Source organism: Marinimicrobium sp. (assembly GCF_002695945.1).
GTDB classification, from domain to species: domain Bacteria; phylum Pseudomonadota; class Gammaproteobacteria; order Pseudomonadales; family Cellvibrionaceae; genus Marinimicrobium; species Marinimicrobium koreense.
Genome location: NZ_NZQP01000030.1, coordinates 1 through 24,301, shown reverse-complemented (window position 1 = coordinate 24,301; position 24,301 = coordinate 1). Strand labels below are relative to the sequence as shown.

17 protein-coding genes, 1 tRNA gene and 1 pseudogene are annotated in these 24,301 nt (G+C 58.6%); 12 read left to right on the top strand and 7 right to left on the bottom strand.

The features are described from left to right. Nucleotides 1-90: 90 nt before the first annotated feature. From csrA to CMG77_RS07560, 3 genes are all read left to right on the top strand, one after another. Nucleotides 91-282, top strand: a complete 192-nt coding sequence (gene csrA / locus CMG77_RS07570) for a carbon storage regulator CsrA (RefSeq protein ID WP_024459782.1) — start codon at nt 91-93, stop codon at nt 280-282. Nucleotides 283-482: 200 nt separating this feature from the next. Next, a tRNA-Ser gene (locus CMG77_RS07565) sits at nt 483-573 on the top strand. A gap of 631 nt (nt 574-1,204) precedes the next feature. Continuing rightward, nucleotides 1,205-1,717 (top strand): REP-associated tyrosine transposase, encoded by a 513-nt coding sequence (locus CMG77_RS07560; protein ID WP_286806655.1) that lies wholly within the window; start codon nt 1,205-1,207, stop codon nt 1,715-1,717. A gap of 129 nt (nt 1,718-1,846) precedes the next feature. On the opposite strand, the pseudogene CMG77_RS07555 reads toward CMG77_RS07560, so the two are convergent. Then, a pseudogene (locus tag CMG77_RS07555) lies at nt 1,847-4,698 on the bottom strand (valine--tRNA ligase). A 99-nt stretch (nt 4,699-4,797) separates the two neighbouring features. Between CMG77_RS07555 and CMG77_RS07550 the strand changes: the two are divergent. Then, on the top strand, nt 4,798-6,450 hold the full coding sequence (locus tag CMG77_RS07550) for an acyl-CoA dehydrogenase family protein (RefSeq protein ID WP_286876071.1): 1,653 nt from the start codon (nt 4,798-4,800) through the stop codon (nt 6,448-6,450). Nucleotides 6,451-6,559: 109 nt separating this feature from the next. Here the strand turns inward: CMG77_RS07550 and CMG77_RS07545 are convergent, their stop codons facing one another. Beyond that, the gene (locus tag CMG77_RS07545; RefSeq protein WP_286903945.1) at nt 6,560-7,546 is read right to left on the bottom strand and encodes a glutathione S-transferase family protein; all 987 of its coding nucleotides are present in this window, start codon (nt 7,544-7,546) and stop codon (nt 6,560-6,562) included. Between the two features lie 251 nt (nt 7,547-7,797). Between CMG77_RS07545 and CMG77_RS07540 the strand changes: the two genes are divergently transcribed. The 4 genes from CMG77_RS07540 (at nt 7,798) to CMG77_RS07525 (ending at nt 14,554) form a co-directional block, all read left to right on the top strand. Further along, the gene (locus tag CMG77_RS07540) at nt 7,798-8,928 is read left to right on the top strand and encodes an efflux RND transporter periplasmic adaptor subunit (protein ID WP_353743463.1); all 1,131 of its coding nucleotides are present in this window, start codon (nt 7,798-7,800) and stop codon (nt 8,926-8,928) included. Continuing rightward, nucleotides 8,925-12,083: an efflux RND transporter permease subunit gene (locus CMG77_RS07535; RefSeq protein ID WP_286903941.1), complete on the top strand. Its 3,159-nt coding sequence runs from the start codon at nt 8,925-8,927 to the stop codon at nt 12,081-12,083. Before CMG77_RS07540 ends, CMG77_RS07535 begins: the two co-directional genes overlap by 4 nt. A 223-nt stretch (nt 12,084-12,306) precedes the next feature. After that, a complete protein-coding gene (locus CMG77_RS07530; RefSeq protein WP_123637057.1) occupies nt 12,307-12,630 on the top strand; it encodes an ElaB/YgaM/YqjD family protein in 324 nt (107 codons plus the stop codon). 805 nt (nt 12,631-13,435) lie between these two features. Next, nucleotides 13,436-14,554, top strand: coding sequence for an AI-2E family transporter (locus CMG77_RS07525; RefSeq protein WP_286903939.1), 1,119 nt, complete (start codon nt 13,436-13,438; stop codon nt 14,552-14,554). On the opposite strand, the gene ylqF is transcribed toward CMG77_RS07525, so the two are convergent. Further along, nucleotides 14,527-15,462, bottom strand: coding sequence for a ribosome biogenesis GTPase YlqF (gene ylqF / locus CMG77_RS07520; protein WP_286805273.1), 936 nt, complete (start codon nt 15,460-15,462; stop codon nt 14,527-14,529). The genes CMG77_RS07525 and ylqF overlap by 28 nt on opposite strands. A 395-nt stretch (nt 15,463-15,857) precedes the next feature. On the opposite strand from ylqF, the gene CMG77_RS07515 reads away from it, so the two are divergent. Continuing rightward, entirely contained in the window at nt 15,858-17,252 is a 1,395-nt protein-coding gene (locus CMG77_RS07515) for a family 43 glycosylhydrolase (protein ID WP_286805275.1), read from the top strand. Between the two features lie 125 nt (nt 17,253-17,377). Here CMG77_RS07515 and CMG77_RS07510 read toward each other — a convergent pair whose 3' ends face one another. Beyond that, on the bottom strand, nt 17,378-18,010 hold the full coding sequence (locus CMG77_RS07510) for an SDR family oxidoreductase (RefSeq protein WP_286805276.1): 633 nt from the start codon (nt 18,008-18,010) through the stop codon (nt 17,378-17,380). Nucleotides 18,011-18,094: 84 nt separating this feature from the next. On the opposite strand from CMG77_RS07510, the gene CMG77_RS07505 reads away from it, so the two are divergent. The 3 genes from CMG77_RS07505 to CMG77_RS07495 all read left to right on the top strand — a co-directional run bounded on the left by CMG77_RS07505 (nt 18,095) and on the right by CMG77_RS07495 (nt 20,437). Further along, the gene (locus tag CMG77_RS07505) at nt 18,095-18,871 is read left to right on the top strand and encodes a TIGR01458 family HAD-type hydrolase (protein ID WP_286903938.1); all 777 of its coding nucleotides are present in this window, start codon (nt 18,095-18,097) and stop codon (nt 18,869-18,871) included. 34 nt (nt 18,872-18,905) lie between these two features. Further along, complete coding sequence (locus CMG77_RS07500) at nt 18,906-19,490, top strand: HD domain-containing protein (protein WP_286805278.1); 585 nt, start codon at nt 18,906-18,908, stop codon at nt 19,488-19,490. A 134-nt stretch (nt 19,491-19,624) separates the two neighbouring features. Beyond that, nucleotides 19,625-20,437 (top strand): glycoside hydrolase family 11 protein, encoded by an 813-nt coding sequence (locus tag CMG77_RS07495; RefSeq protein WP_286805280.1) that lies wholly within the window; start codon nt 19,625-19,627, stop codon nt 20,435-20,437. A 64-nt stretch (nt 20,438-20,501) separates the two neighbouring features. Here the strand turns inward: CMG77_RS07495 and CMG77_RS07490 are convergent, their stop codons facing one another. The 3 genes from CMG77_RS07490 to CMG77_RS07480 all read right to left on the bottom strand — a co-directional run. After that, a complete protein-coding gene (locus CMG77_RS07490) occupies nt 20,502-20,876 on the bottom strand; it encodes a hypothetical protein (protein ID WP_286875173.1) in 375 nt (124 codons plus the stop codon). 216 nt (nt 20,877-21,092) lie between these two features. Next, complete coding sequence (locus tag CMG77_RS07485; protein ID WP_286805283.1) at nt 21,093-22,742, bottom strand: family 16 glycosylhydrolase; 1,650 nt, start codon at nt 22,740-22,742, stop codon at nt 21,093-21,095. Between the two features lie 292 nt (nt 22,743-23,034). After that, nucleotides 23,035-24,301 (bottom strand): endo-1,4-beta-xylanase (locus tag CMG77_RS07480; RefSeq protein ID WP_286903935.1); only part of this gene is annotated, 1,267 nt, incomplete at its 5' end.

Here is a 24,301-nt window from a genome sequence, read left to right as displayed (position 1 = left end):
CGCCCATTGGCGATCGGGGTTAGCCGAGAAGCGGCATCGGACGATGGAGTCTACGCCGTGTTCTTACAGGATGAGTGAAGGAGATTTATTATGTTGATTTTGACCCGCCGTATTGGCGAAACATTGATGGTTGGTGATGAAGTGACCGTCACCGTACTTGGCGTGAAGGGCAATCAGGTCCGTATCGGTGTGAATGCACCCAAGGATATCGCCGTTCACCGCGAAGAGATTTACCAGCGCATTCAGCGTGAGAAGCAGAACCAGGATGAGCAGCTGGATTGATCCCAGACTCGTCGACGGGCCTCGGGAGCGTAATCAACCACCTCCCGAGCCGCTCTTCCCTCTGGAAATTCCGGTCAAGTTCCGACCAGACGCGATTTTGATCGCACTTTTTTGCATCCAACCACTCTCAACCCTTTGATTTTTCGTGAGATATGGTATGATGCGCCGCACTTGTCGAGAGGCAGGTGACAAATTGTTTTGGAGAGGTGGCCGAGTGGCTGAAGGCGCTCCCCTGCTAAGGGAGTATACCCTAATCCGGTATCGAGGGTTCGAATCCCTCCCTCTCCGCCATACAGAAACCGTCCCCGACAGGGGGCGGTTTTTTTATGGCTGAAAGGGAAGGGTGAGAAGCCTCGCCGGGTTCGACCAATTTGACGGGATCAAATTGGGACGGCGAAGCCGCCCGGAGGGTGAGCCTCAGGAAGAGGCGAATCAAAAAACGGCAGGACAGCCGTTTTGCACGGCCGAAGGCGCCGACGTGCAGGATGCACTAATGCCGCGGAGCACAGGGATGTGCGTGAGCGGCCGAAGGGCGAGGGCCATGGATGGCCCGAGTGAATCCCTCCCTCTCCGCCATGCGCCTCGGTCTATCCCTACCCAAGGCAACGGCGGATGCGCGCCTCGCGGCGCTTATCCGCCCTACGGGAGCTGCCGTGGTATGCGCAGGGCGGATAAGCCGAAGGCGCATCCGCCGCAACCACCCAAAATACATCCACCACGCCCCGCAGGGCGGAGCCGAGCGCAGCAGTAAAAATCCGCATCCGCCGTAACCTAACCCAAATGCGTCCGCCGGAATCGCCCCAAAACTTTGATCGACCTCTCAGTCATAAGCCACATTGTCGCTTGATGCCGCTATCGGCTTGGCTCCGTTCGTCCTATTGGATACCCTTTGTGCGACATTATCCAAGGACTGGAGCCCGCCATGCCCAACTACCGACGCACTTACATTCCCGGTGGCACATATTTTTTCACGGTAACCTTGCAAGATCGGCAATCCGATTTTTTGACTCGCTATATCGATACCCTCCGTGACGCCGTGCGTCGGGTGCATCAAGCGCGCCCTTTTACCATCGATGCCTGGTGCGTCCTGCCGGATCACCTGCATGCAATATGGACCTTACCGCAATACGATGCCGACTACTCTGGCCGCTGGCGGGAGATCAAGAAAGTGTTTTCAAAAACGGTGATTGCGATGGAGGGATTGGCCCGAGATGCCACAATCTGTCAGCAGCGATTTTGGGAGCACGCCATCACCAGCGAGCAGGATTTTCGCAATCATATGGATTACGTGCATTACAATCCGGTCAAACATGGTTGGGTGAATGCGGTGAAGGATTGGCCGTATTCAACCTTTCACCGATCGGTGAAGGAAGGTGTTTATCCCGAGGATTGGGGTGGGAAAGGCGTGGTTGATATCCGTGCCGGCGAACGATAGGTGGCGTAGGGCGGATAAGCGCGAAGCGCGCATCCGCCGTTCCCCAAGGTTGCGTTAATCGATAATGTCACGGGTATTTACGGCGGATGCGCTTCGCTTATCCGCCCTACGCAAAGTCGAGGAAAATTATCAGAGACTCTCGATTCGACGTACCTGCTCCTGCAACTTACTCAACGCGGATTTCAACCCGTCCAACCGATCGCGCTCTTTATCGACCACCTCTTTAGGCGCTTTGTCGACAAAGCTTGCATTGCCCAATTTGCCTTCGGTTTTCTGGATGTCTTTTTCCAGTTTTACGGTTTCCTTGTTCAACCGCTCCAGTTCCGCATCCTTGTCGATCAGACCGGCCATGGGTACCAGCAGCTCAAGATTACCCGCCAGTGCTGTGGCGGACACCGGGGCCTCGTCCCCCGGGTTCAGCCAGGTGACATCTTCCAGGGCGGCAATTTTGATCAGGTACTGGCGGTTGTCGTTCAGGCGGCGCTGATCCTGATCGGAGCCGTTGTAGAAAAACAGCGGCAGTTTTTTCGCCGGGGAAATGTTCATTTCCCCGCGAATGTTACGCACGCCCAGGATCACTGCTTTCAGCCATTCGATATCGGCTGAGGCCTCGGCATCCACCTTGCGCTCATCGGCCACGGGGTAGGGCGCGAGCATGATGGTCTCGCCCTGGGCACCGGACAGGTCTTTGATCTTCTGCCAGATTTCTTCGGTGATGAATGGCATCAGCGGGTGTGCCAGACGCAGGGTGGTTTCCAGCACGCGGATCAGGGTGCGGCGGGTGCCGCGTTTCTGTTCGGCGGTGGCATTCTCGTCCCACAGGACCGGCTTGGACAGCTCCAGATACCAGTCGCAGTACTCGTTCCAGATGAACTCGTACAGGGCCTGGGCGGCCAGATCGAGGCGGTAGGTGTTCAGTGCCTCGGTGACGGTTTGCTCAGCGTTCTGCAGGCGGGAGATGATCCACCGGTCCGCCAGCGACAGGGCGACGTCACCGCCGTCCTGACCGCAGTCTTCGCCTTCGCACTGCATCAGCACATAGCGGGTGGCGTTCCAGATTTTGTTGCAGAAGTTGCGGTAGCCTTCCACCCGGCCCATATCGAACTTGATGTCACGCCCGGTGGAGGCCAGGGAGCAGAAGGTAAAACGCAGGGCGTCGGTGCCATAGGCGGCAATACCGTCCGGGAATTCCTTGCGGGTCTGCTTTTCAATTTTCTGGGCGTCTTTCGGGCGCATCAGGCCTTTGGTACGCTTGGCCACCAGGCTTTCGAGATCAATGCCGTCGATGATGTCCAGCGGGTCCAGCACGTTGCCTTTGGATTGGACATTTTCTGACCGTAACTGTCGCGTACCAGACCGTGCACGTAGACGGTTTCGAACGGCACCTGCGGCTTACCGTTTTCATCTTTGATCAGGTGCATGGTCAGCATGATCATGCGCGCCACCCAGAAGAAAATGATGTCGAACCCGGTCACCAGCAGGTCGGTCGGGTGGAATTTCTTCAGGAAGTCGGTCTGTTCCGGCCAGCCGAGCGTGGAAAAGGTCCACAGACCCGAGCTGAACCAGGTATCCAGTACGTCTTCGTCCTGCTCCAGCCTGACGCTCTGGGGCAGGTCGTACTTGCTGCGGATTTCCGCCTCGTTGCGGCCCACATACACCTTGCCGTTCTCGTCGTACCAGGCCGGAATCCGATGGCCCCACCAGAGCTGTCGGCTGATGCACCAGTCCTGAATGTCGCGCATCCAGGAAAAGTACATGTTCTCGTACTGCTTGGGCACAAACTGAATGCGGCCGTCTTCCACCGCCTCAATGGCCGGCTCGGCCAGGGGCTTGGTGCTCACATACCACTGGTCGGTTAGCCAGGGTTCCACCACTACACCGGAGCGGTCGCCGCGGGGCTGCTTCAGAGCATGGTCTTCGATCTTGTCCATCAGGTCGGAGGCCTGCAGGGCTTCGACAATCGCTTCGCGCGCGGCATAGCGATCTTTGCCTGCCAGCTCTGAGGGCAGGCCGGTATCGATGTCGGTGCGAGACTGACCGGCATAGTTGAATACCTGAGCGGTGCCCAGAATGGCCGCATCTTTATCCAGCACATTGATCAGGGGCAGGTCGTGACGTTTGCCCACTTCGTAATCATTGAAGTCGTGGGCTGGAGTGATCTTCACGCAGCCGGTGCCAAAATCCTGATCCACATAGTCATCGGCAATAATCGGAATGCGGCGGCCGACCAGGGGCAGCTCAATGAACTTCCCCACCAGTGAGGCGTAGCGCTGGTCTTCCGGGTGCACGGCCACGGCCGAATCGCCCAGCATGGTTTCCGGGCGGGTGGTGGCCACCACCAGGTGGTCTTTGCCATCGGCCGTCTTTTCGCCGTCGGCGAGCGGGTAGCGCATGTGCCAGAAAAAGCCTTTCTCATCGTGGTTTTCCACTTCGAGATCGGAAATGGCGGTGTGCAGTTTCGGGTCCCAGTTCACCAGGCGCTTGCCGCGGTAAATCAGGCCATCTTCGTACAGGCGCACAAACGCTTCCTGAACGGCTTTGGACAGGCCCTCATCCATGGTGAAGCGCTCGCGGCTCCAATCCAGAGAGGAGCCCAGACGGCGCAGCTGGCGGGTGATGTTGCCGCCAGACTCGGCCTTCCACTCCCAGACTTTCTCCAGGAATTTTTCCCGGCCCAGATCGTGCCGGTCCTGACCTTCGGCAGCCAGTTGCCGCTCCACCACCATCTGGGTGGCGATGCCGGCGTGGTCGGTGCCCATCTGCCACAGGGTGTCGTCGCCCTTCATTCGGTGATAGCGGATCATCGCGTCCATCACCGCGTTGTTGAAGCCATGACCCATGTGCAGGCTGCCGGTTACGTTCGGCGGCGGAATCATGATGCAGTAGGGGTCATCTCCGCCCTGGGGCTTGAAGTAACCTCGATCTTCCCAGGTCTGATACCACTCGCGCTCGATGGCGTGGGGGTTGTACGTTTTTTCCAAAGACATGCGGTAACCTGTACTAAGCTTCGTGTATGACGGGCTGGCGTGAAACCCGCGATTATACAGCTTCCAGACCCACCGGCCTACCGGGAGGTGACCATGAGCGAGCCCCACTCGCGCGATTCCCAGACAGAGACCCACGAAGTGTTCAACGTGCCGCCGCCGTTGGAAGGCTATGACGCCTACCGGGAGGATGTGGCGCTGCAGGAATTGATCAAAACCGGTGGGGCGGGGTGGGCCGAAGCCGCGCTGCATGAGCAGGGGCGGGCGCTGGGTGATCCGGGGTGGATTCAATGTGGTTTTGACGCCAATGCCCATCCGCCGGAACTGCGCACCCACGATCGCTGGGGCCATCGGTTCGACTGGGTGGACTATCACCCGAGCTATCACCGGTTGATGGGCAAGGCCATTGCCGAGGGCCTGCACGCGAGTCCCTGGCAGAACCCCCAGCCCGGCGCCCATGCCGCCCGGGCCGCCAGCGTCTATCTGCAGACGCAATTGGAGCAGGGTCACGGTTGCCCGATCACCATGACCTTTGCGGGTATTCCGGTGCTGAAAGCCCAGGAGGGCCTGCCGGCGACCTGGGTGCCCAAGTTGTTGTCCGGGGAGTACGACGGCAGCAATCGGCATTTCAGCGAGAAAGCCGGGCTGACCCTGGGCATGGCCATGACCGAAAAACAGGGTGGCTCGGATGTGCGCGCCAATACCACCCGGGCGCGGGCCCAGGGTGATCATTATCGGTTGACCGGCCACAAGTTTTTCATGTCTGCTCCCAACTCCGATGGTTTTCTGACGCTGGCGCAGACCGATGCGGGCCTGTCCTGTTTTCTGGTGCCCCGCTGGCGCTCCGAGGGCGGCAAGAATGCGCTGCTATTGCAGCGGCTGAAAGACAAGGCCGGCAATGTCTCCAATGCCTCCAGTGAGGTGGAGCTGCGCGGGGCCGAGGGTTGGCTGTTGGGTCAGGAAGGGCGGGGCGTGGCGACCATCATCGAGATGGTGGCCCTGACGCGATTTGATTGCACCGTCGCCTCGGCCGCCGCCCTGCGCCAGGCGGTGGTGCAGGCGATTCACCACTGTGTGCATCGCCGGGCGTTTGGCCGGGCGCTGGTGCAGCAACCGCTGATGCAGAATGTTTTGGCGGACCTGGTGATTGAAAGCGATGCCGCCGTGACCTTGGCAATGCGTTTGGCTCAGGCCCTCGACCATCGGCGGGACCTGCAGGAGCAGGCGTTTCTGCGCCTAGCGACGGCGCTGGGGAAGTACTCGGTGTGCAAACGGGTGGCCGGGCACAACGCCGAGGCCATGGAATGTCTGGGTGGCAGCGGGGTAATGAACGAATTCATGACAGCGCGCCTGTACCGGGAGGCGCCGATCAATGCCATCTGGGAGGGTAGCGGCAATGTGCAGTGTCTGGATATTCTGCGGGCATTGGACAAGCAGCCGGAAACCCGAGAGGCGCTGTTCAGCGAGTTTCAGCGCAGCCGGGGCGTGGATGCCCGGCTGGACCGCTATGTGGTCGACCTGGAGGCGGCGCTCAAGGCGCCGGAGGCGCGGGAGTATCGGGCGCGGAGTCTGGCCGAGGCGATGGCGGTGGCCTTGCAGGCATCATTGTTGCTCCGCCACGGCGATCGGCGCGTGGCGGAGGCCTTCATCGCCAGCCGGATTGAGCAGCCGCACGGGTTGTACGGTAATTTGCCCAAAGGTGTGCCGGTGAAGGAGATTATTGCGCGGGCCTTACCGATGTATGGGTAACGGCGGATGCGCCTTCGGCTTATCCGCCCTACGGATAGTGCGGCAAATGGCATAGGGCGGATAAGCGAAGCGCATCCGCCGTTACCCAACGTGAATCAACAACGAACTGTTACACCTCACCCCGATCATGCGGCGCATCCAACCCCAACTCCGGCCCCACCGGCACGATCCGGGTCGGGTTGATGGTGTCGTGGCTGTAATAATAATGGTGCTTGATATGGTCCAGATGCACCGTCTCTTTCACCCCGGGTACCTGGTACAACTGACGCAGGTAATTCGACAGATTCGGGAAGTCCGCAATCCGGTTCCGGTTGCATTTGAAATGACCCACATACACGGCATCGAATCGTACCAGGGTGGTGAACAGCCGCCAGTCCGCCTCGGTCAGAGTGTCCCCGGCCAGAAACTTCTGCTGTCCCAGTAACGCTTCCACATCATCCAACGCGGCGAACAGTGCCTGAAAGGCTTTCTCATACTTGTCTTGCCGGGTGGCAAAACCGGAGCGGTACACCCCGTTGTTGATGTTGTGATACACCTTCTCGTTAATCGCATCGATCTCCGAACGCATTGCTTCCGGATAAAAATCCCGGGGTGCTTTGGCCAGATCCCAGAAACCGCTGGAGAGCATGCGGATGATTTCGGCGGACTCGTTGTTGACGATGGTTTCGCGCTGCTTGTCCCAGAGTACCGGTACGGTCACCCGGCCGGAGTAATCCGGTTGTGCTTTGGTGTACACCTGATGCATACAATCAAAACCGTATAAGGGCTCCGGGCCCTCAGTGCTGAAGGTTTTATCGGCCCGGAACTCCCAGCCGTTTTCCAGCATGTGCGGATGCACCACCGAGACGCTGATGACGTCCNCCAGCCCGAGCAGNGCGCGGAAAATCAGGGTGCGATGGGCCCAGGGGCAGGCGTAGGACACGTACAAGTGATAGCGCCCCGCCTCGGCTTTGAAGCCGCCCTCACCGCTGGGGCCGGCGCTGCCGTCCCGGGTCACCCAGTGGCGGAACTGGGCGTCTTCCCGAATNAANTCCCCACCGGTTTTTTCGGTGTCGTACCACTGATCATGCCACTTGCCTTTGACTAGCAGGCCCATGGTTGTGCTCCCCAAGTTGGTGTCNATTGATTCAAGGCTAACGGCCTTTACGAAAGATATCCACGGGAGTGTTAAGTGAGATAACCAATCTTTACATTTACTGTTCGGCCCGCAACCCCCGTTATCTCGTCATTTGTATGATTTTAGCGTAGGCTGTAATGCTTACGAATGATCGTTTGTGATAACAAAGCAGTATCCCTGACCTCCAGGGAATNCCCGACCTTAATTGACCTGAAAACCATCAGACGCTTATGAAAATTTCGATGTTTTGCTCTCGTGCCAGTCGCGCCCTANTGGGNGTTCTGGCGGTCTCCGTGACCGTTGCCTGTTCCGACTCCGGTGANGAGCCGGGAGGNNCCNGNGGCGGGCCGGGGGAGCGTAAGCCNCAGCCGGTGTTGACGGCGNCNGCAGAGTACGCCTANGANACCACATCGCTGGAGGCGGTGGGAACATCCCGCGCGCTCAAGTCGGTCACGATNGAATCGGCGGTGTCTGGTGANGTGGTGGAGGTCAATTTTTCGGCGGGGGATAAAGTAGAGCAAGGGCAGGTGCTGCTCCGCCTGGACGATCGGGACGAACGCCTGGCGGTGCAGGCGGCCGAGTTGGAATTGGCCGATGCCGAGCGTCAGCTCGATCGCTATCAGCGCTCGGTACAGAGCGGCGGCGTGACCCAGTCCGACCTGGATGATGCCCGCAGCGCCGTTGAACGCGCCCGGATTGCGCTGGAGCGCGCCCGGGTCGATTTAAATTACCACACCATCCGAGCGCCATTCAGCGGTTACGTCGGGCTCACCGACCTTGACCCCGGTGCCTGGATTGATCCCGATACCGCTATTACAACCCTGGATGATCGCAGCACCTTGTTGGTCCGGTTTGAATTGCCCGAATTGCTGTTGGGTAAGCTTCAGCGTGGTGAGGACATTGAAGTGACCACTTGGAGTAATCGTTTCGCCCAGGCGACCGGCACGATTGTTGATGTGTCGTCCAGGGTGGATGAAGTCCGCCGGACGTTCACGTTGCGCGCCCATGTCGATAACGCCAATGACGTGCTGTTGCCGGGGATGAGCTTCCGGATCAACCTGAGTCTTCAGGGCAACCGCTACCTGTCAGTACCTGAATTGTCCGTTCAGTGGGGCGGAGAGGGCGCCTATGTATGGACCATCGAGGATGGCAAGGCGCAGCGGGTCGCGGTCAATCTGATCGAACGGAATCAACGCGGCGTGTTGGTTGAAACTGACCTGCAAGAGGGCGCCCCGATCATTACCGAAGGTGTGCATATCGTTCGTTCGGGCATGGACGTTCGCCCCTTGAACGCCGAACTGGGCGAGAATGACGGCGCCTATCGGGACTCTGGAGAATCAGAGGAAGGAGAAGAGTCGTGAGCGATGAAAAAAACCGGGCTGACATTCAGGAAGTCAATGACCTCCCCAGTCTGAGTATTCGCCGCCCGATTCTGGTACTGGTCATCAACCTGCTGATTGCCCTTGCCGGCGCGGCCGCCATTCTTGCCGTGGAAGTGCGTGAGCTTCCGAATATCGACTACCCCTATGTCAGTGTCAACGGCAATTATCCGGGTGCCTCACCAGAAACCATGGACGCGGAAGTCACCTCTGTCGTGGAGGGGGCTGTGGCACGCGTGACCGGTTTGCGCTCCGTCCGCTCGGACAGTGAAGAGGGCAACTTCCGGATGTCGCTCGAGTTCAATGCGGGCGTGGATCTGAATGATGTGGCCTCTGAAGTCCGCGAAGCGGTCAGCCGNGTGCAACGTGAACTGCCGGAAGATGTGGAACAACTGACGGTGGTCAAGGCCGACCCCGATGCCCAGTCAATCATCAATATCGCCGCCATCAGTGATTCACTGAGCGAGACTGAACTGACCCAGCGAATTGAGCGGGACATCATTCCCGAATTGATCTCGGTCACTGGAGTGGCCGATGTTCAGGTGTTCGGGGGGCGCAATCGTATCGTCCGGGTGGTGATGGACCCAATGAAGCTGGCCAGTTTCGGATTGGGCGTGACCGATGTGGCCAATGCCTTGCGCAACGCACCCTACGATGTGCCCAGCGGTAGCTATCGCTCCAGCGATCAGGAATTGCTGGTCAGGGCCGATGCGACGGCGACCACGGAAGAAGATATTCGAAGTATTATCGTCGAGGGCAACACTCGAGTCGGGGATATCGCCCGGGTGTTTTATACCCCGCGTGATGCCGATTCACTGGTGCGGTTCAACGGCCAGCCTGTTGTGGGTATGGGTGTGATTCGACAGGCCCAGTCGAACACGCTGGAAATTTCCAATGGCATTCGCGAGATCCTCGGACCACTGGACGAGCGTCTGACCGACGTTGAGCTGACCATCACCGAAGATAATGCCACGTTCATTCGCGGCTCGGTGAAAGAGGTCATTACCAGCCTATTGCTGACGGTGGCGATTGTGATCGGCACCATCTGGTTGTTCATTGGCTCCTTCCGGGTCACCCTGGTGCCGAGCCTGGCCATTCCGATTGCACTGATCGGTACTGTGGCCGCCATCTGGGCGCTGGGTTTCTCCATCAATATTCTGACGCTGCTGGCTCTGGTATTGGCCACCGGGCTGGTTGTGGATGATGCCATTGTGGTACTGGAAAATATTCAGCGCCGTCGTGGGCAGGGCCTGGGTGCGCGGGCCGCCGCCGTGCTCGGGACCCGCCAGGTGTTCTTCGCCGTCGTCGCGACCACGGCCGTTCTGGTGTCGGTATTTGTACCGATTGCCATTTTGCCCAGCACCGCGGGGCGGCTGTTTCGGGAGTTTGGTTTNGTTCTGTCCATCGCCGTTGCGATTTCCTCCTTCGTCGCCCTGTCACTGGTTCCCGCGGCAGCAGCGCGGATATCTCCGGAGCGAGAGGGNCAGCCCCACCCGTTTCGAAACAAGCTTACCGGGTTTGGCAANCNGATGGTNGGNGTCTANAGCTGGATGGTCGATCATGCGTTGCGTTACGCCTGGACCACTTTCGGTATTGCTTTGCTGATTGTCGCGNTGGCCGGTTATGCCTACACACAGGTACCCAAAGAGCTGGTGCCCAGCGAAGACCGGGGNGTGATCTACATTGGTATCAATGGACCTGAAGGCGTAGGTCTGGATTACATTGAACGCCAGGCAGGGCAGGTCAGCGAAATTGTTCAGCCGATTGTGGCATCCGGAGAAGCCCGGTTGGCCTTTTCCATTCTCGGTTGGCGTGACCCGAATCGCGCCCTGTTTGTTCTGCCCCTGGCGGACTGGAGCGAGCGCAGCCGGAATCAGCAGGCCATTGCCGCTGAGATTGAGCCCAAGCTGAAAGAGCTGCCCGGTGTGACCAGCTGGGTTGGCGCCGGTAACAGTCTGAACATTCGCGGTGGCGGTGGTCAGGGGTCAACCATCGAGTTGGCCCTGACGGGACCGGACTACGATGAGATTTACCAGGCGGCGCAGAGCTTCATCAAGGAAGTGGAAACCCGTTACGACCATATTTCTGATCCCGACCTTGACTACGANCCCAACAAGCCGCAGCTATCCATCAATGTCGATCGACGCCGCGCCTCCGAGTTGGGTGTCGAGCTGGCCGATATTTCCGCTACTTTGCGGGCAATGGTTGATGGTTATGATCTGGTCGATCTGAGCGTTGGCGACGAAGCCATNCCCATTATTCTGGAGTCCGCTACCGGTCAGATTCGCAGTCCCGATGACCTGCTGAATCTGTACATCAGTTCAAGNACCGGCGAGTTGCTGCCTCTGTCCAGCGTCGTGACCCTGACCGAGGAAAATATCGCTGCGGAACTGGAGCGCAATGCGCAGCGGCGGTCGATTGAAATTGAGTTTCAACTGGACTCGGANTATCCCCTTCANACNGCGGTGGACGATGTGCGGGCCGTTGCGGCCGATACATTGCCGCGGGGCATCGGGTTGATTTTTCAGGGTGAGGCTCAAACTCTCGATGAAACTTCGCGAGAGGTGGCGCTGACCTACATCATTGCACTGGTGGTGGTGTTCCTGGTGTTATGCGCCCAGTTTGAAAGTTTTACCAGTGCTCTGATTGTCATGGTCACGGTGCCGTTTGGCATTGCAGCGGCGATTCTGGCCATTTTGATTACCGGCACCAGCATCAANATCTATTCCCAGATCGGGCTGGTGATGTTGATCGGTCTGATGGCNAAAAACGGCATTCTGCTGGTNGANTTTGCCGATCAGCTACGGGATCTGGGGCACGATGTGTACAGCGCCGTGCGCACNGCTGCTCTGGTACGTCTGCGCCCCATCGCCATGACCCTGATGTCGACCGTACTCGGCGGCCTGCCGCTGATCCTCAGTTCCGGNCCCGGGGCGGAATCCCGCTGGGCCATCGGCTGGGTCATTTTTGGCGGGCTGGGCTTGGCCGCGCTGTTCACCCTGTTCCTTACGCCGGTGGTGTATCTCGGCCTGGCGCGCTTTGCCAAACCCCGNGCCGCNGAGGGTGAGCGCCTGCACGGTGANCTGGCCGATGCCGAAGCNATTCCCGATAGTGACGCCGAATGGCGNGCCTCCTGAGGAACCTCCAGAGGACTTGGGTGCCGAATGGACGTGCCCCGGTCCTCTTGACCGGTTTTGAATAGGGGTGCTCACACCCGGGCCCCNAAAAGGTGTTAAGCTAGTGAATGGAGCCCTGTGGTGCTGCGTGAGGTCCTCATGTTATGAGTGCCTCAAGTAAAGTGCCGCAACGGTCACATTACTNGCTGCCACTACTCTGGCATGACGCCAAAAGGAGGCTGAAATGGCAACATCATCCAAAAGTACCGCTGAAAAAAGTACCACNGAAAATGGCGCCGAAACGGGCGCTCCCTTCACCGAAAAAACCGTTGCAGCGGCACACGAAGCGATCGATCGTTTATCCGAGCGTGTGGCCAAAACGGAAGAGCGCTTGCGCGGTGCCGCCAATCAGGGCCAGCAGAGCTGGACCGAGAAGCAGGAAGAGGTGCGNGCACAGGTGGAAGGGTCGGTTTCCAGTGCACGGGACTACGCCCGGGAAAATCCGTTGATGACGGCAGGTATCGCTTTTGCAGCGGGCCTGATTGTTGCCAATCTGCTTCGCCGCTAGTTCCGGGGCACTGAATGCGCGAAGGCGAGCAGACAAGATNCCGGGACCATGGCGGAGCAGGACNCCANGCAGACGGCGAAGAGGGTANCGCAGAGTCGGTAAACGATGCGGCGAGTGAGTCACCTCCGGAGTCGTCTCTNCTGGACCTGGCGACCGCCATGGTNATTCTGATTCGTCAGACCTGGATCGACCGCTGGGCGNTGTTCAAAGCNGAGGCNCGCCTGGCNGCCAGAAGCCTGGCGCTGATTCTGCTGGTGAGCATTCTGTTGGCCATGACTCTGATGCTGGTCTGGGTGCTGTTGCTGGCGGTGGTCAGCTACCTGGCCTGGCAGGCTGGCGTACACTGGGGCTGGATTGCCGCCGGGTTGGTGCTCGCCCAGTGCGTCATGGTCGTGTATCTGCGCGGGCAGCTCCGTCGCTTGTTGCGCTGGTTGCGTTTTCCGGAAACTCGNCNCGCCTTTGCGCGAGTGGCCAGTGATGACGAAACCCCGGAAACGCCCACAAAGGAAANGGAAGCCGCGTCATGATTACCGCATTACTCCTCAANCGCCAGAGCCGGGAAGTGGCTCGTTTGTCCTCCGCCATTCACCATGAGCGNCGGGTGCTCAATGCACTTCGTCANGAGGCGCGTGCGNNGCTGGAAACGCATCTGCAAGGGGGCTGGGCAGTGGCGGGTTGTTTTTCGGCCGGCTTCCTGACCGGGCGTTTTGGCGGCCGGATGGCCAGGGCGGTACGCACGCTTCCGGTGATGCGACTGGCCCGCCAATTGTGGGCCCACCTGCTGGTGTAAGGATTCATCCACCTCATGTTCAAACCCTTTTCCTCGCACTTTGGTCTGCCCCATTTCCAACTGATTGCCTTACTGGTGCTGGCGACGATCGCCCTGGTGGCGGCGCTGCATGTCGCTTCTCCGATTCTGATCCCGATCACCATGGCGTGGTTACTGAGCGCGCTGCTCGCGCCGGTCATTCGCTATGGNCAGCGCTACGGCATTCCTCCCACGCTCTCGGCTCTGGTGTTGATGGGGCTGTTGGTTTACGGTGTGGTACTGATCTTCCTGTTATTGATTGAACCCGCCGAGCAGTGGTTGCAGAATATTCCCGACGTGGTACGCGGGTTTCGCGAAAAGCTCTCGGAGTTCAGCGGTCCGCTGTCAAACCTTCAGGCGGTGACCGAGGAAGTGCGTCAGCTTTACATCCTCGGGGATGGCGACAAGATGACCCCGGTTGAGGTCAAGGTCGAACGGGAAAGTACCCTGGGTTCTTTTGTCCTGGCCAACCTGCCGACGCTGTTGGCCGGGCTGACCATCGTGGTTTTTCTGACTTACTTTCTGCTCGCTGCGGGTGACCGCTTTCTGCGCAAGGCGACACAATTGGGAGCTAATCTCGGTTCGCGTCGCCGCATCGTGCGCATTGCGTACCGCATTCGCCAGGACATTTCACGCTATCTGGCGACCATTACGGTGATCAATATTACGCTGGGTGCCTGTGTGGCGCTGGCAATGAAGCTGCTCGGCGTGGAGAACGCTCTGCTGTGGGGCATCATGGCCACCTGTTTCAATTTCGCGCCGTACGTTGGCGCGGTCGTGATGGCCGGGATTCTCACGCTGGTCGGACTCGCCACCTTCCCGAGCATTCCCCAGGCCTTGCTGGTGCCGGGGGTGTACATGGCACTGTCGGTTACCGAGGGGCACATGATTACGCCGATGGTGATCGGGCGGCGGTTGGCCGTTACACCCACCGCAGTGTTTATCTCGGTAGTGGCCTGGGGCTGGNTATGGGGTGTGGCGGGAGCGCTAATGGCGGTTCCCTTGCTGGCGAGCTTCAAGATCGTCTGTGAAAATGTGCCGCAGTTGATGCCGATTTCACGACTGCTCGATAACAGCTCACCCAAGCGTCAACGCCGGTTTTTGCGCGCCCGCTGACGGCGCAGCTTGGCTTTTTCTTCCTTTTCGATTTTGGCCCGTTCGTCGGCCTCCCGGGCTTCGGCCTCTTCGCGTTCGGTCATCTCCGGCGTTTCCAGCGTAATGGGGCCGAGAACCCCGTCCCGCAGTTCACTGATCAGCAGCGCGGAGACTTTCTCCAGGTCCACCTGGCCGCCCTTGCGCACCGTACCCCGAGCCCGGCCGATGCTTTCCAGCAGCTCCAGGTCGTCTTCGGGAAGCTCCGTGAGCCGGTAGCGGGCCTTGAGCGCCTCGGGGTATTGCTGGCCCAGATAGGCCACGGTAAACAGTGCCACTTCCGGGTAGTCGAAGATCTTCTCCTTGATCGCCCCCGTGGCGGCCAGTCGGTATCCGCAACTGGGCGGATTCAGTTTGGGCCACAGAAACCCCGGGGTGTCGGTCAGCACCACCCGGTTGTCCAGTTTGATTCGTTGCTGGGATTTGGTGACCCCGGCTTCGTTGCCGGTTTTGGCAATCTTGCGCCCGGCGAGGATATTGATCAGGGTGGATTTGCCCACGTTCGGAATCCCCATGATCATCGCCTGGGTGTTGCGTGCGCTCAGGTTCCGGTCCGCCAGAATGTCCTGAATCTGCACCAGCAGTCGACGAATGCTCTCGGGCTTGCGGTGCGTGACGGGTAGGGCGGTCACGCCCTGTTCCTGCTCCAGGTGGGCCACCCAGCGCTCGGTCATGGCCGGGTCCGCCAGGTCGGCCTTATTGAGCAGTTTGATGCACGGCTTGTCGCCGCGCAGCGCGGGAATCATCGGATTCTTGCTGGAGTAGGGGATACGGGCATCGAGCACCTCAATGACCACATCCATATGGGCCATTACCTCCGCAATCTCCTTGCGGGCCTTATGCATATGTCCGGGAAACCAGTTAATCGCCATTCAATTCTCTACCAGGCTGCGTATTCATCGGCGGGGGAGGGCGATTGTGCCCGCAATCCAACCCAACCACAACCAGCTATCCAGTCATCGAATGCCCGCGTAGGGCGGATAAGCGCGCAGCGCGCATCCGCCGTAACCCAACGAGCCAACCATCGAATGCCAGATCAGATTGCGTAGGAGCCGAGCGCAGCGGTATAACCCCGCATCCGCCGTAACCTAAACTCGTTTCCAGTTGTGCCACCCAAAATTATCGAAATAACAGATACCTCATCTATTCAAAAATTGTATTACAAATCCTTGTCCGCCCCGGCCCAACCTTGATAACCTAAATTTCGAACGATGATAGGATAATAATACGAATGGACCCACTAACCATAAGCATAAATAGGTGACCCATGAGAACAACGATACTCCGTTTACTACCGACCCTGCGCCGCCTCGGCCTGGTTGCCCTGCTGTTGGGAGCTACTCCCGCCCTGGCACTGGACCTGACCGGCATTACCAACTCCCATGACCCCTCTACACTGGTGCGTGATGGGGATACCTACTTCCATTTCACCACCGGCAACGGCGTCTGGTACTCCCGGTCCACCGATCTGGTCCACTGGGATAACCCCGGCGATATTTTCGGCAGCTCCTGGCCGGCCTGGATCAACGACGCGGTGCCCGGCTTTGAAGGCCACTTCTGGGCGCCGGATGCCATCCAGATGGGCGACTATTACTACGTCTACTACTCCGTCTCCACCTTCGGCAGCTCCCGTTCCGCCATCGGCGTGGTGCGCACCCCGTCGTTGAAGAACCCCAACTGGCAGGACCTGGGTGTGGTGGTGCAGTCCTATGGCGGATCGGAAGAGATTAATGCGATTGATGCGGCCCTGTTCCGCGATCACGACGGCAAGGTGTATATGTCCTACGGCTCCTGGTTCGGCGGCCTGGGTGTAGCGGAAATCAATCAGAATACCGGTAAGCTCGCCAGCGCCGTCACCAAGATTTATGGCGGCGGCCACCAGTCCATTGAAGCGCCGTACATTACCCGCAACGGCGATTACTACTACCTGTTCTTCACCCGTGGTCTCTGCTGTCGGGGCGCGGACAGTACCTATGAAGTGCAGGTGGCCCGCTCCACCAGCGTGTTTGGCCCCTATACCGGCGAGCGAAACCTGTTGCCCAACGAAGACGGCAAGCGCAAAGGCCCCGGCCATATCGGCGTGCTCAAGCAGGACGGTTGTAACTACGTCACCACTCATTACTACGATCTGAATGACGGCGGCAATGCCAAGCTGGATATTCAGCGCATGACCTTCTCCGGCGGCTGGCCCTCAATGACCCACAACTTCAGTTCCATCACCAGTTGTGGTGGGGTGAGCGAGGGGCTTTATCAGTTCGAGTCCCAGCTCAGTGGCAAGCTGTTGGAGATTGCCAATGCCGATACCGCCAACGGTGGCAACGTCGTGCAGTACGAGGATAATGGTGGCCTGCACCAGAAATGGTATGTGGTGGACCACGGCACCGGTGAATACAGCCTGATCAACGGCCTCAGCCTGAAGGGCATGGATGTGTGGGAAGGCAGTACCTCAGCGGGTGCCAATATCGCCCAGTGGGACTACTGGGGCAGCGCCGGCCAGCGTTGGCAGATCAACCCGGCGGGTAACTACGTGGAAGTTGAATCGGTACTGAGCGGCATGGTGCTGGATGTGGAAGGAAAAAGCACTGCCAACGGCGCCAACATCCTGCAGTGGAACAGCACCGGCGGCACCAACCAACGCTGGACCATGATCCGTCAGTATTAATCACTAACCTTGTTACGGCGGATGCGCCTTCGGCTTATCCGCCCTACGGCCGGGCGCAGCGGTATAGACACGCGTAGGGCGGATAAGGGCGCAGCCCGCATCCGCCGTAACCCAACTCGAACCGCTCACCCCAAACAAGCCGCAATCGGCTGATCCCCATGAAACAGGGGATAAATCTTCCCGATCGTCCCCGGCGACCCCAGACAATGCTCAATCGCCAGCGCCACATCCGCGCGGGAAATCCACTGGTCCTCGGCTTTCTCCGGCCAATGGTTGATCACCCGTCCCGAGGCCGGGTCATCGGTCAATCGTCCGGGCCGCAGAATGGTGTAGGGCACGCCGCTCGCCAACAGGTGATCATCGGCAACTTTCTTGCACACGGTGTAATGCTTGATCTTGGCTGGCCCCGCTTCCGGATCTTCCGCCCCGCGCGAGCTGACCATCACAAACTGTTGAATACCCCGGGCCTTCGCGATATCCACTGCCTTTATTGCGCCCCACATATCCACCAGAATGGTCTTGTCCGCCCCGGTTTTGGCGCCCGAGCCGGCGGTAAATACCACCTTGTCACAGCCTTCAAACGCATGGCTGAAATCGCCTTCCAGATCCGCAATCACGGGCTCAGCACCCAGAGAGCGCACCGCCTCGGCCTGCGGCTCGTTGCGCACCATGGCGCGCGGCTTTTGGTGGTGGTCCGCCAGCTCCTGGACCAGTAACTGGCCAATCTGCCCGTGAGCGCCAATTATCAAGGTAGTCATTGCGTGTTTCCCCTTATCTCCAGTGCAATGACAACACCTTACCATGAAGACAAAAAGTCTGGCATCATCAGAAAAGAGCCGTCGATGCCACTGGAGGCCGCCATGAACGACACCCGCATCAAAGCCGTATTTTTCGATCTGTCCGGTGTTCTGTACGAGGGTGATCGGCGAATCGACGGCGCCATTGAGGCCGTCGCGGCGGCCAGAGACCGGGGCCTGGTACTGCGGTTTGTCACCAACACCGCCACCAAGTCACGTGAACAGTTACTGGAGAAGCTGCAACAACTGGGCTTTGATGTGACAGCGCAAGAACTCTTCACCGCCCCCGATGCGGCCCTGGCCTACGTGCGGGAACACCAGTTGACCCCCTACGCGCTGGTCCACCCCAGCATCAAGGCCCTGTTCGGGCCCCTGGGCGACCGCGAACCCGACTGCGTGGTGCTGGGCGATGCGCGGGACGAGTTGAACTACCGTAACCTCAACCAGGCGTTTCGCATCGCACAGGCCCACAAACGGCTGATTGCCATTGGCGAGAACAAATACTTCAACGACGGCGACGCCCTCTGCCTGGATGCCGGCCCCTTCGTCCGGGCGGTCGCCTGGGCGGCCGATGTGGAGCCCGTGGTCATGGGCAAACCCAACCCGGAATTCTTTCACCAGGTAGTGACCTCCACGGGCCTGGAACCGGACCAGTGCCTGATGATAGGCGACGACGTATTTGGGGATGTGGAGGGGGCACTCAAAGCCGGTTTGCAGGCCCGGTTGGTGAAAACCGGAAAATATCAGGCTGGGGACGAGAAGAAATTGAGCCCGGCCGCGATAGTTCTGGATTCTGTAAAAGTATTACCGTCGATGCTATAACGAAGGTATTCGAGTGCGAGTATCAGGAGGCTTGGTGAACAAAAGTGTTACTCAACTATCCGATTTTCTACTTCAACTTGACGGCCTGAAGTCCGTAAACCGCCGAACCTATATCAATGGCGGAGAGCGAGTAGAAAACTCGGCCGAACATTCCTGGCATTTGGCGATGGCGTGTTGGGCGTTCTCAGAATTGTTGCAAGATGATTTTGATGTTTTGACGCTTATCAAGCTGGCGTTGGTTCATGATCTGGGTGAAATTGATGCCGGTGATACGTTTCTTTACAGCGCCAATCGTGACGCTGCCCACCTTGAAGAGCGCAAGTGTGTTGAAAGGATTGCATTCCACCCTGGAAACCCCATCCAGAACTTATTGACCCTGTGGGACGAGCAGGAGTTTGGGCAAAGCAGGGAAGCCAAACTGCTGAAGGTCATCGATCGACTGCTGCCGTTTTTGCACAATATCTCCAGTAACGGGCGAGCATGGCAGGAGAACGGGATTTATAAAAGCCAGGTGTTGGAAATGCATCAGTTTGTTGAACTGGAACAACCGGACATCTATCAGTGGGTGGTTGCAAAGGTAGATTACGCGGTCGAGCAGGGGTGGCTGAAGGAGTCCTGAAACCGCTTATTTTGGCTTTGTATTCGAGGCGGATAAATGCTCTAATAATGGTCATAAGGACCACTACTGACATTCAAGCTCCCGTGCACCTCAGGTATGGAGGTCTCGCCGGGAGACAATAAGAGGACCGAGCTTTGAAAACCCATCGTCTTACGACTACCGCACTGGCTCTCGCCCTGTTTGGCGCCGTGGGCTGTGCTACCGAGCAACAGGCTCCTGATTCCAGCGATACGGCCTCCGCAGCCGGCATCGAGAAGTTCAAGGCCTATACCCAAAAATTCACCGATGACACCGTGATTACCGACAGCCATGCCACTGGCCATGTGGGTGATTTTTTCTTCACTCACTGGAAAGACGGCGGCGCAACCACACTGGCGCTGGAGACCGATGGGTCATTCAAGGTGGAGTGGGAAGGTGGCGGTTATAACTACGTCGGCGGCCCCGGCTGGCACTATGGCGATGAAGATCGGGTGATCGGGTACCGCTTCGATGAGGACAGCGGCGCGAGCTATATCACACTGTACGGCTGGGGCTACGATGAAACCATGCCGAAGGATGATCCGGCCCACCTGGTGGAGTACTATATTCTCCAGCGCTGGACCTACGACCCCAGTCAGGACGGTGAGTACGGGAAGACCTTTGTCAGTAACGGCGTCGAGTACTCTACGTATCGCTCAGTACGCGAGCAGAAGCCGTCGATCAACAATACCTCCACGTTTTACCAGTACTGGAGCAAGCCGACCGAGCAGCGCGAGCTGGGCAAGGACTACGAAATCAACTTCGCCGATCACGTCAAAGCGTGGGCGGATACCGGCTGGATTATTCCGGATATGAATAACTTTGACGCCAGCGATGACCCCACCTATCAGGTCATGGCGGTCGAGGTGTTCAACCCGGCCAATGACGGTGTTGGGTCGGGTCAGGTGTGGGACGCCTCCGACCGGTAGAGGATGCTGGACGCGATGACCCGGGGGGTCGATCAGTGCTGATCAATACCCGCGGGTCAGTCCTTTACTCGGCTCCGCTTTGCTCTCCCCTCTGCTCCCTGATGAAAGTCATTAACTGCTCGACCTGGTCGGACCTCAGTATGCGGTTCAATCGTGATTCCAGAACAATATCGGAATAGACGGTTGTAGCGCTGATCTCTTCCTGTGGCGGCAGGGTTTCGCTCAACTCCTGTAACGCCTCGTCCGCCCTCTTCCGATCTTCCCGGAACTGATTCATTACCTCCATGACGTCGTTACGCCGACGCAGGGTCAGGTCCATCTGTTGGAAAATGTCGTCCAACTGGATGTTTTCGTAGAGGTCGCCGTGATTGTCAGCCAGGGCTTGGGGCAGTGATAGCGCGATGAACAGGGCAGATACGGAGAACAGTGCACGAATCATGACGTTTTTCCTCAGGGCCTGTGGGTGGTTCGGTATCCGAGGAAGCCATTGGCTTCGCCTTAGTTACAGTATTGATCATGGCGCACTGTTTTGGGGCCGGTTATGGTGGATTTATAGACGATTTGGTTTGTGGGCGGTGACTGGTTATTGCGTTTGGGGATTTAGAAAAGGGGGACGGTCGCAGACGGCTATTCTGCGACGATCTCGTTGATCGGTTTACTGGTAGACCCGCACGTAATCGACATACATGCGCTGGGGGAACTGGCTGGTGCCGTCGGGTTCGCCGGGCCAGCTTCCGCCAATGGCAATGTTTAGCAGAAAGAAGAAGGGATGGTCGTACACCCAGTTGCCGTATTGTTCCACCTCCGAACGAGTCACACTGTAGAAGTTGATGTCGTCCACATACCAGTCGATGCCGTTTTCATCCCACTCCACAGCGTATACATGGTAGTTGGCGTCGGCGGACTCGCCCAGGTCGTGGGTGCCGTTGATCGGGGTGTCGCCGGAGTAGCCCGGGCCGTGCAGGGCGCCGTGGGTCAGGTTGGGCTCGAAGCCGACATGTTCCATGATGTCGATTTCGCCATTGTTGGGCCAACCGACCTGGTCAAAGTCATTGCCCATCATCCAGAAGGCAGGCCAGATGCCCTGGGTTTGGGGTAGCTTGATGCGGGCTTCCATGCGCCCGTACTCGAACTCCTGCTTGCCTTTGGAAATCATGCGGGTTGAGGTGTAGCTGCAGTAGCCATACCAGCACTCGTAACCTTGCGGGTTTTCCTGGCGGGCCTCCAGCACCAGTACATTGCTGTCCACTTCGGAGTCGTACTGAATAAAGGCGTTGTCGCCGCCGGTATAGTACTGCAGCTCCTGGTTGCCCCAGCCCCAGCCACCGGTCTCAAAGGTCCAGCTGTTGCTGTCGATAGTGTCGAACTCGTCGCTCCACACGGGCTGAGGGGCTGGATCGGTGCCGTCGCTGCCCGGTTCGAAACGCACCCAATTGAGGTTGAAGTTTCCGCTTTGAACTTTGACCCGCACGGTGTGCTGCCCCGCCGGCAGAGCGATGGGCCAGGAGGTCAGGGTAGTCCAGCTTTGCCAGCCACCGGTATTGCCGACGTTCTGGGTACCAACGATTTCAGAGCCGTTCAGGTCGATGGTGAACTGGCCACCGCCGATGTCCGAGGCGACGCGGGAGCTCACTGTGTAGGTGTCGGCGTCCAGGTTGATGGTGTATTCCAGCCATTCCCCGGCGTCGATCCAGCCGACATTGTAGCCGCCACCGTCGTCGGTACTGGCTTCAATGTCGACATCGCCGCTGCGATAGGCGCCACCCGTGTTGCCTGCCGTGGTGTCGTAGGCGTTGATATAATCTTCGGCCTGCAGTGTTTGCACGCTGCCTGCGCCGCCGCTCTGGCCGTAAATTTCCAGCTCCCAAATGGAATAGCCCCATTCATTACCAGCACTGCGGCTGATGCCGTTCATGCGCACGTAGCGGAAGTTGCCCGCGACATTGATGGTATCCGTTCGGTCTCCGAATGTGCCGCCGGTTTCTGTGGCCAGCGTCGTCCAGTTACCTCCGTCGTTGGAGCCAAGTATCTGGTAAGTGTCCGCGTTAGCCGCTTCCCAGTGAATGACGACGCTGGACAGGGCATACTGTTGTCCGAGGTCGATGGTTATGTGGGACGGGTCAGTCTGCGCCGCTGAAGCCCAACGGGTGTTGGGGTCGCCATCAATAGCGTTGCTGGCCGCGAGATCCTGGGTGCTGGCGGAAGCAGTGGCATTTTGTGCCAGGTTGTCGTTTTGTGCCTGAACGCTGACGCTGATCATGAGTAGCAGTGCGCTGAAAAGCGCGGGAAGGTTTCGATACATCATTATTATCCTCGCTGTGCAAGTGAGTTTTATTGAGATGGCCGTTAAACGGCGCTGTCAGCAAAGCACAGGCGGGTGATGTGGGTATCTCACTTTGGGGTGGGGGCGTAAAGTGGGACGGGAAATGTGGTCAGTTTGTGGGGTGGATCACAGGATGAGGTGCGGTGGATATAGGTGGATGACGCTCCGAAACGTCGGACCGATCCACCCTACAGGTGCTCAGCAGTTGTTGCCGGGTTCGTAGGGTGGATAAGGGACCAAAGGCCCCGTCATCCACCGCTTTCCATCGTTCAGCTTAAAACTCGCTGGTGCAGGTCTCGCCACGGAATGCCTGAGCGACGCCTTCGAGGGCGGGCTTGGCACTCAAGTCGGCGTTGAACAGCAGCGGCCAGACGTCGTCGTAGTCATTACCGGTGGCGTTGGCGAACTGGTTCATCAGCCAGCTTTCGTCATCGGTAAGTCCCCAGACGGTGAAGCCGCCGCGCAGTGCTTCCGGAACAACCTCCAGGTAAACTTCGGCGATTTCACAGAACCGCAGCTTCTGGGCGCCTGCCAGTTCGGCGTCGTAGGTCAGGGTGTCCGGCGCATTGCCACCGTAGGGATTGACCACGGCAACGTCCAGTTCGGTGACTTTCACTTTCAGGTCCATGTCCACCACGTCCTGGAACGCGTTCCGGAAGTTGGTGATGTCCGGGTAGTCCATGTACACATGCATCTGGAAGCCGACGCCATCGATGAGGCCCAGGCCGTCGAGGTGCTCGGCAATTTCCAGGGTCTTCTCCAGGCGACCGGCATTGGCGGTGTTGTCGTAATCGTTGTAGTACAGATCAACGTCCGGCTGGGTATCCCGTGCGGCCTGGTACATCACTTCGATGTACTCGGGCACTTCACCTTCAGCGGGCGGTGCGTAGTTGTAGAACAACGAATGGCGCCATCCGTCTTCCGTATCGGTATCTACCGCTTCGTTGACCACGTCCCAGCTGACCACCACTTCGGGGTCGAAGTGGTTGAGAATGCCTTCGACGTGGGCGGTCAGCATGTCCTGCCACCCTTCGCCGTAATTCCGCATAAAGTTAGGCACCTGATAGTCTGGATGCCAGAGCAGGGCGTGGCCGTGTACGGTCATACCGTTGCTCTGGGCGAAGTTGACCAACTGATCGGCATCATCGAAAGTAAAATTGTCTTCAGTCGGGTGCAGGTAACTCATCTTCATGATGTTGCCAGCGGTGAGCTGGTTGAAGTGAGTGGCGATGACATCCTGGCGTTCAATGGCATCGCTGTGGTTGAAAATACTGTAATTCTCGTTAGCGGCCGATACGGCGACGCCGACGGGGGAGTCGGTGGGCGCTTCCGCATACAGGTTGTAATCAGCGGTCACGCTGAAAACACTGGGTTCGCTACTGCTGCTGGAGCTTTCGCTGCTCGATTCACTGGATGAGGAACTGGAAGAGCTCGAGGAAGAACTTGAAGGCCGGTCGGGAAATTCCAGTTCGGGTCCGCTGTTGCTGCCGCCGCAGGCGGACAGGCCCAGCGCCATCAGGGCGGTGGTGAGCAGAGTAAAG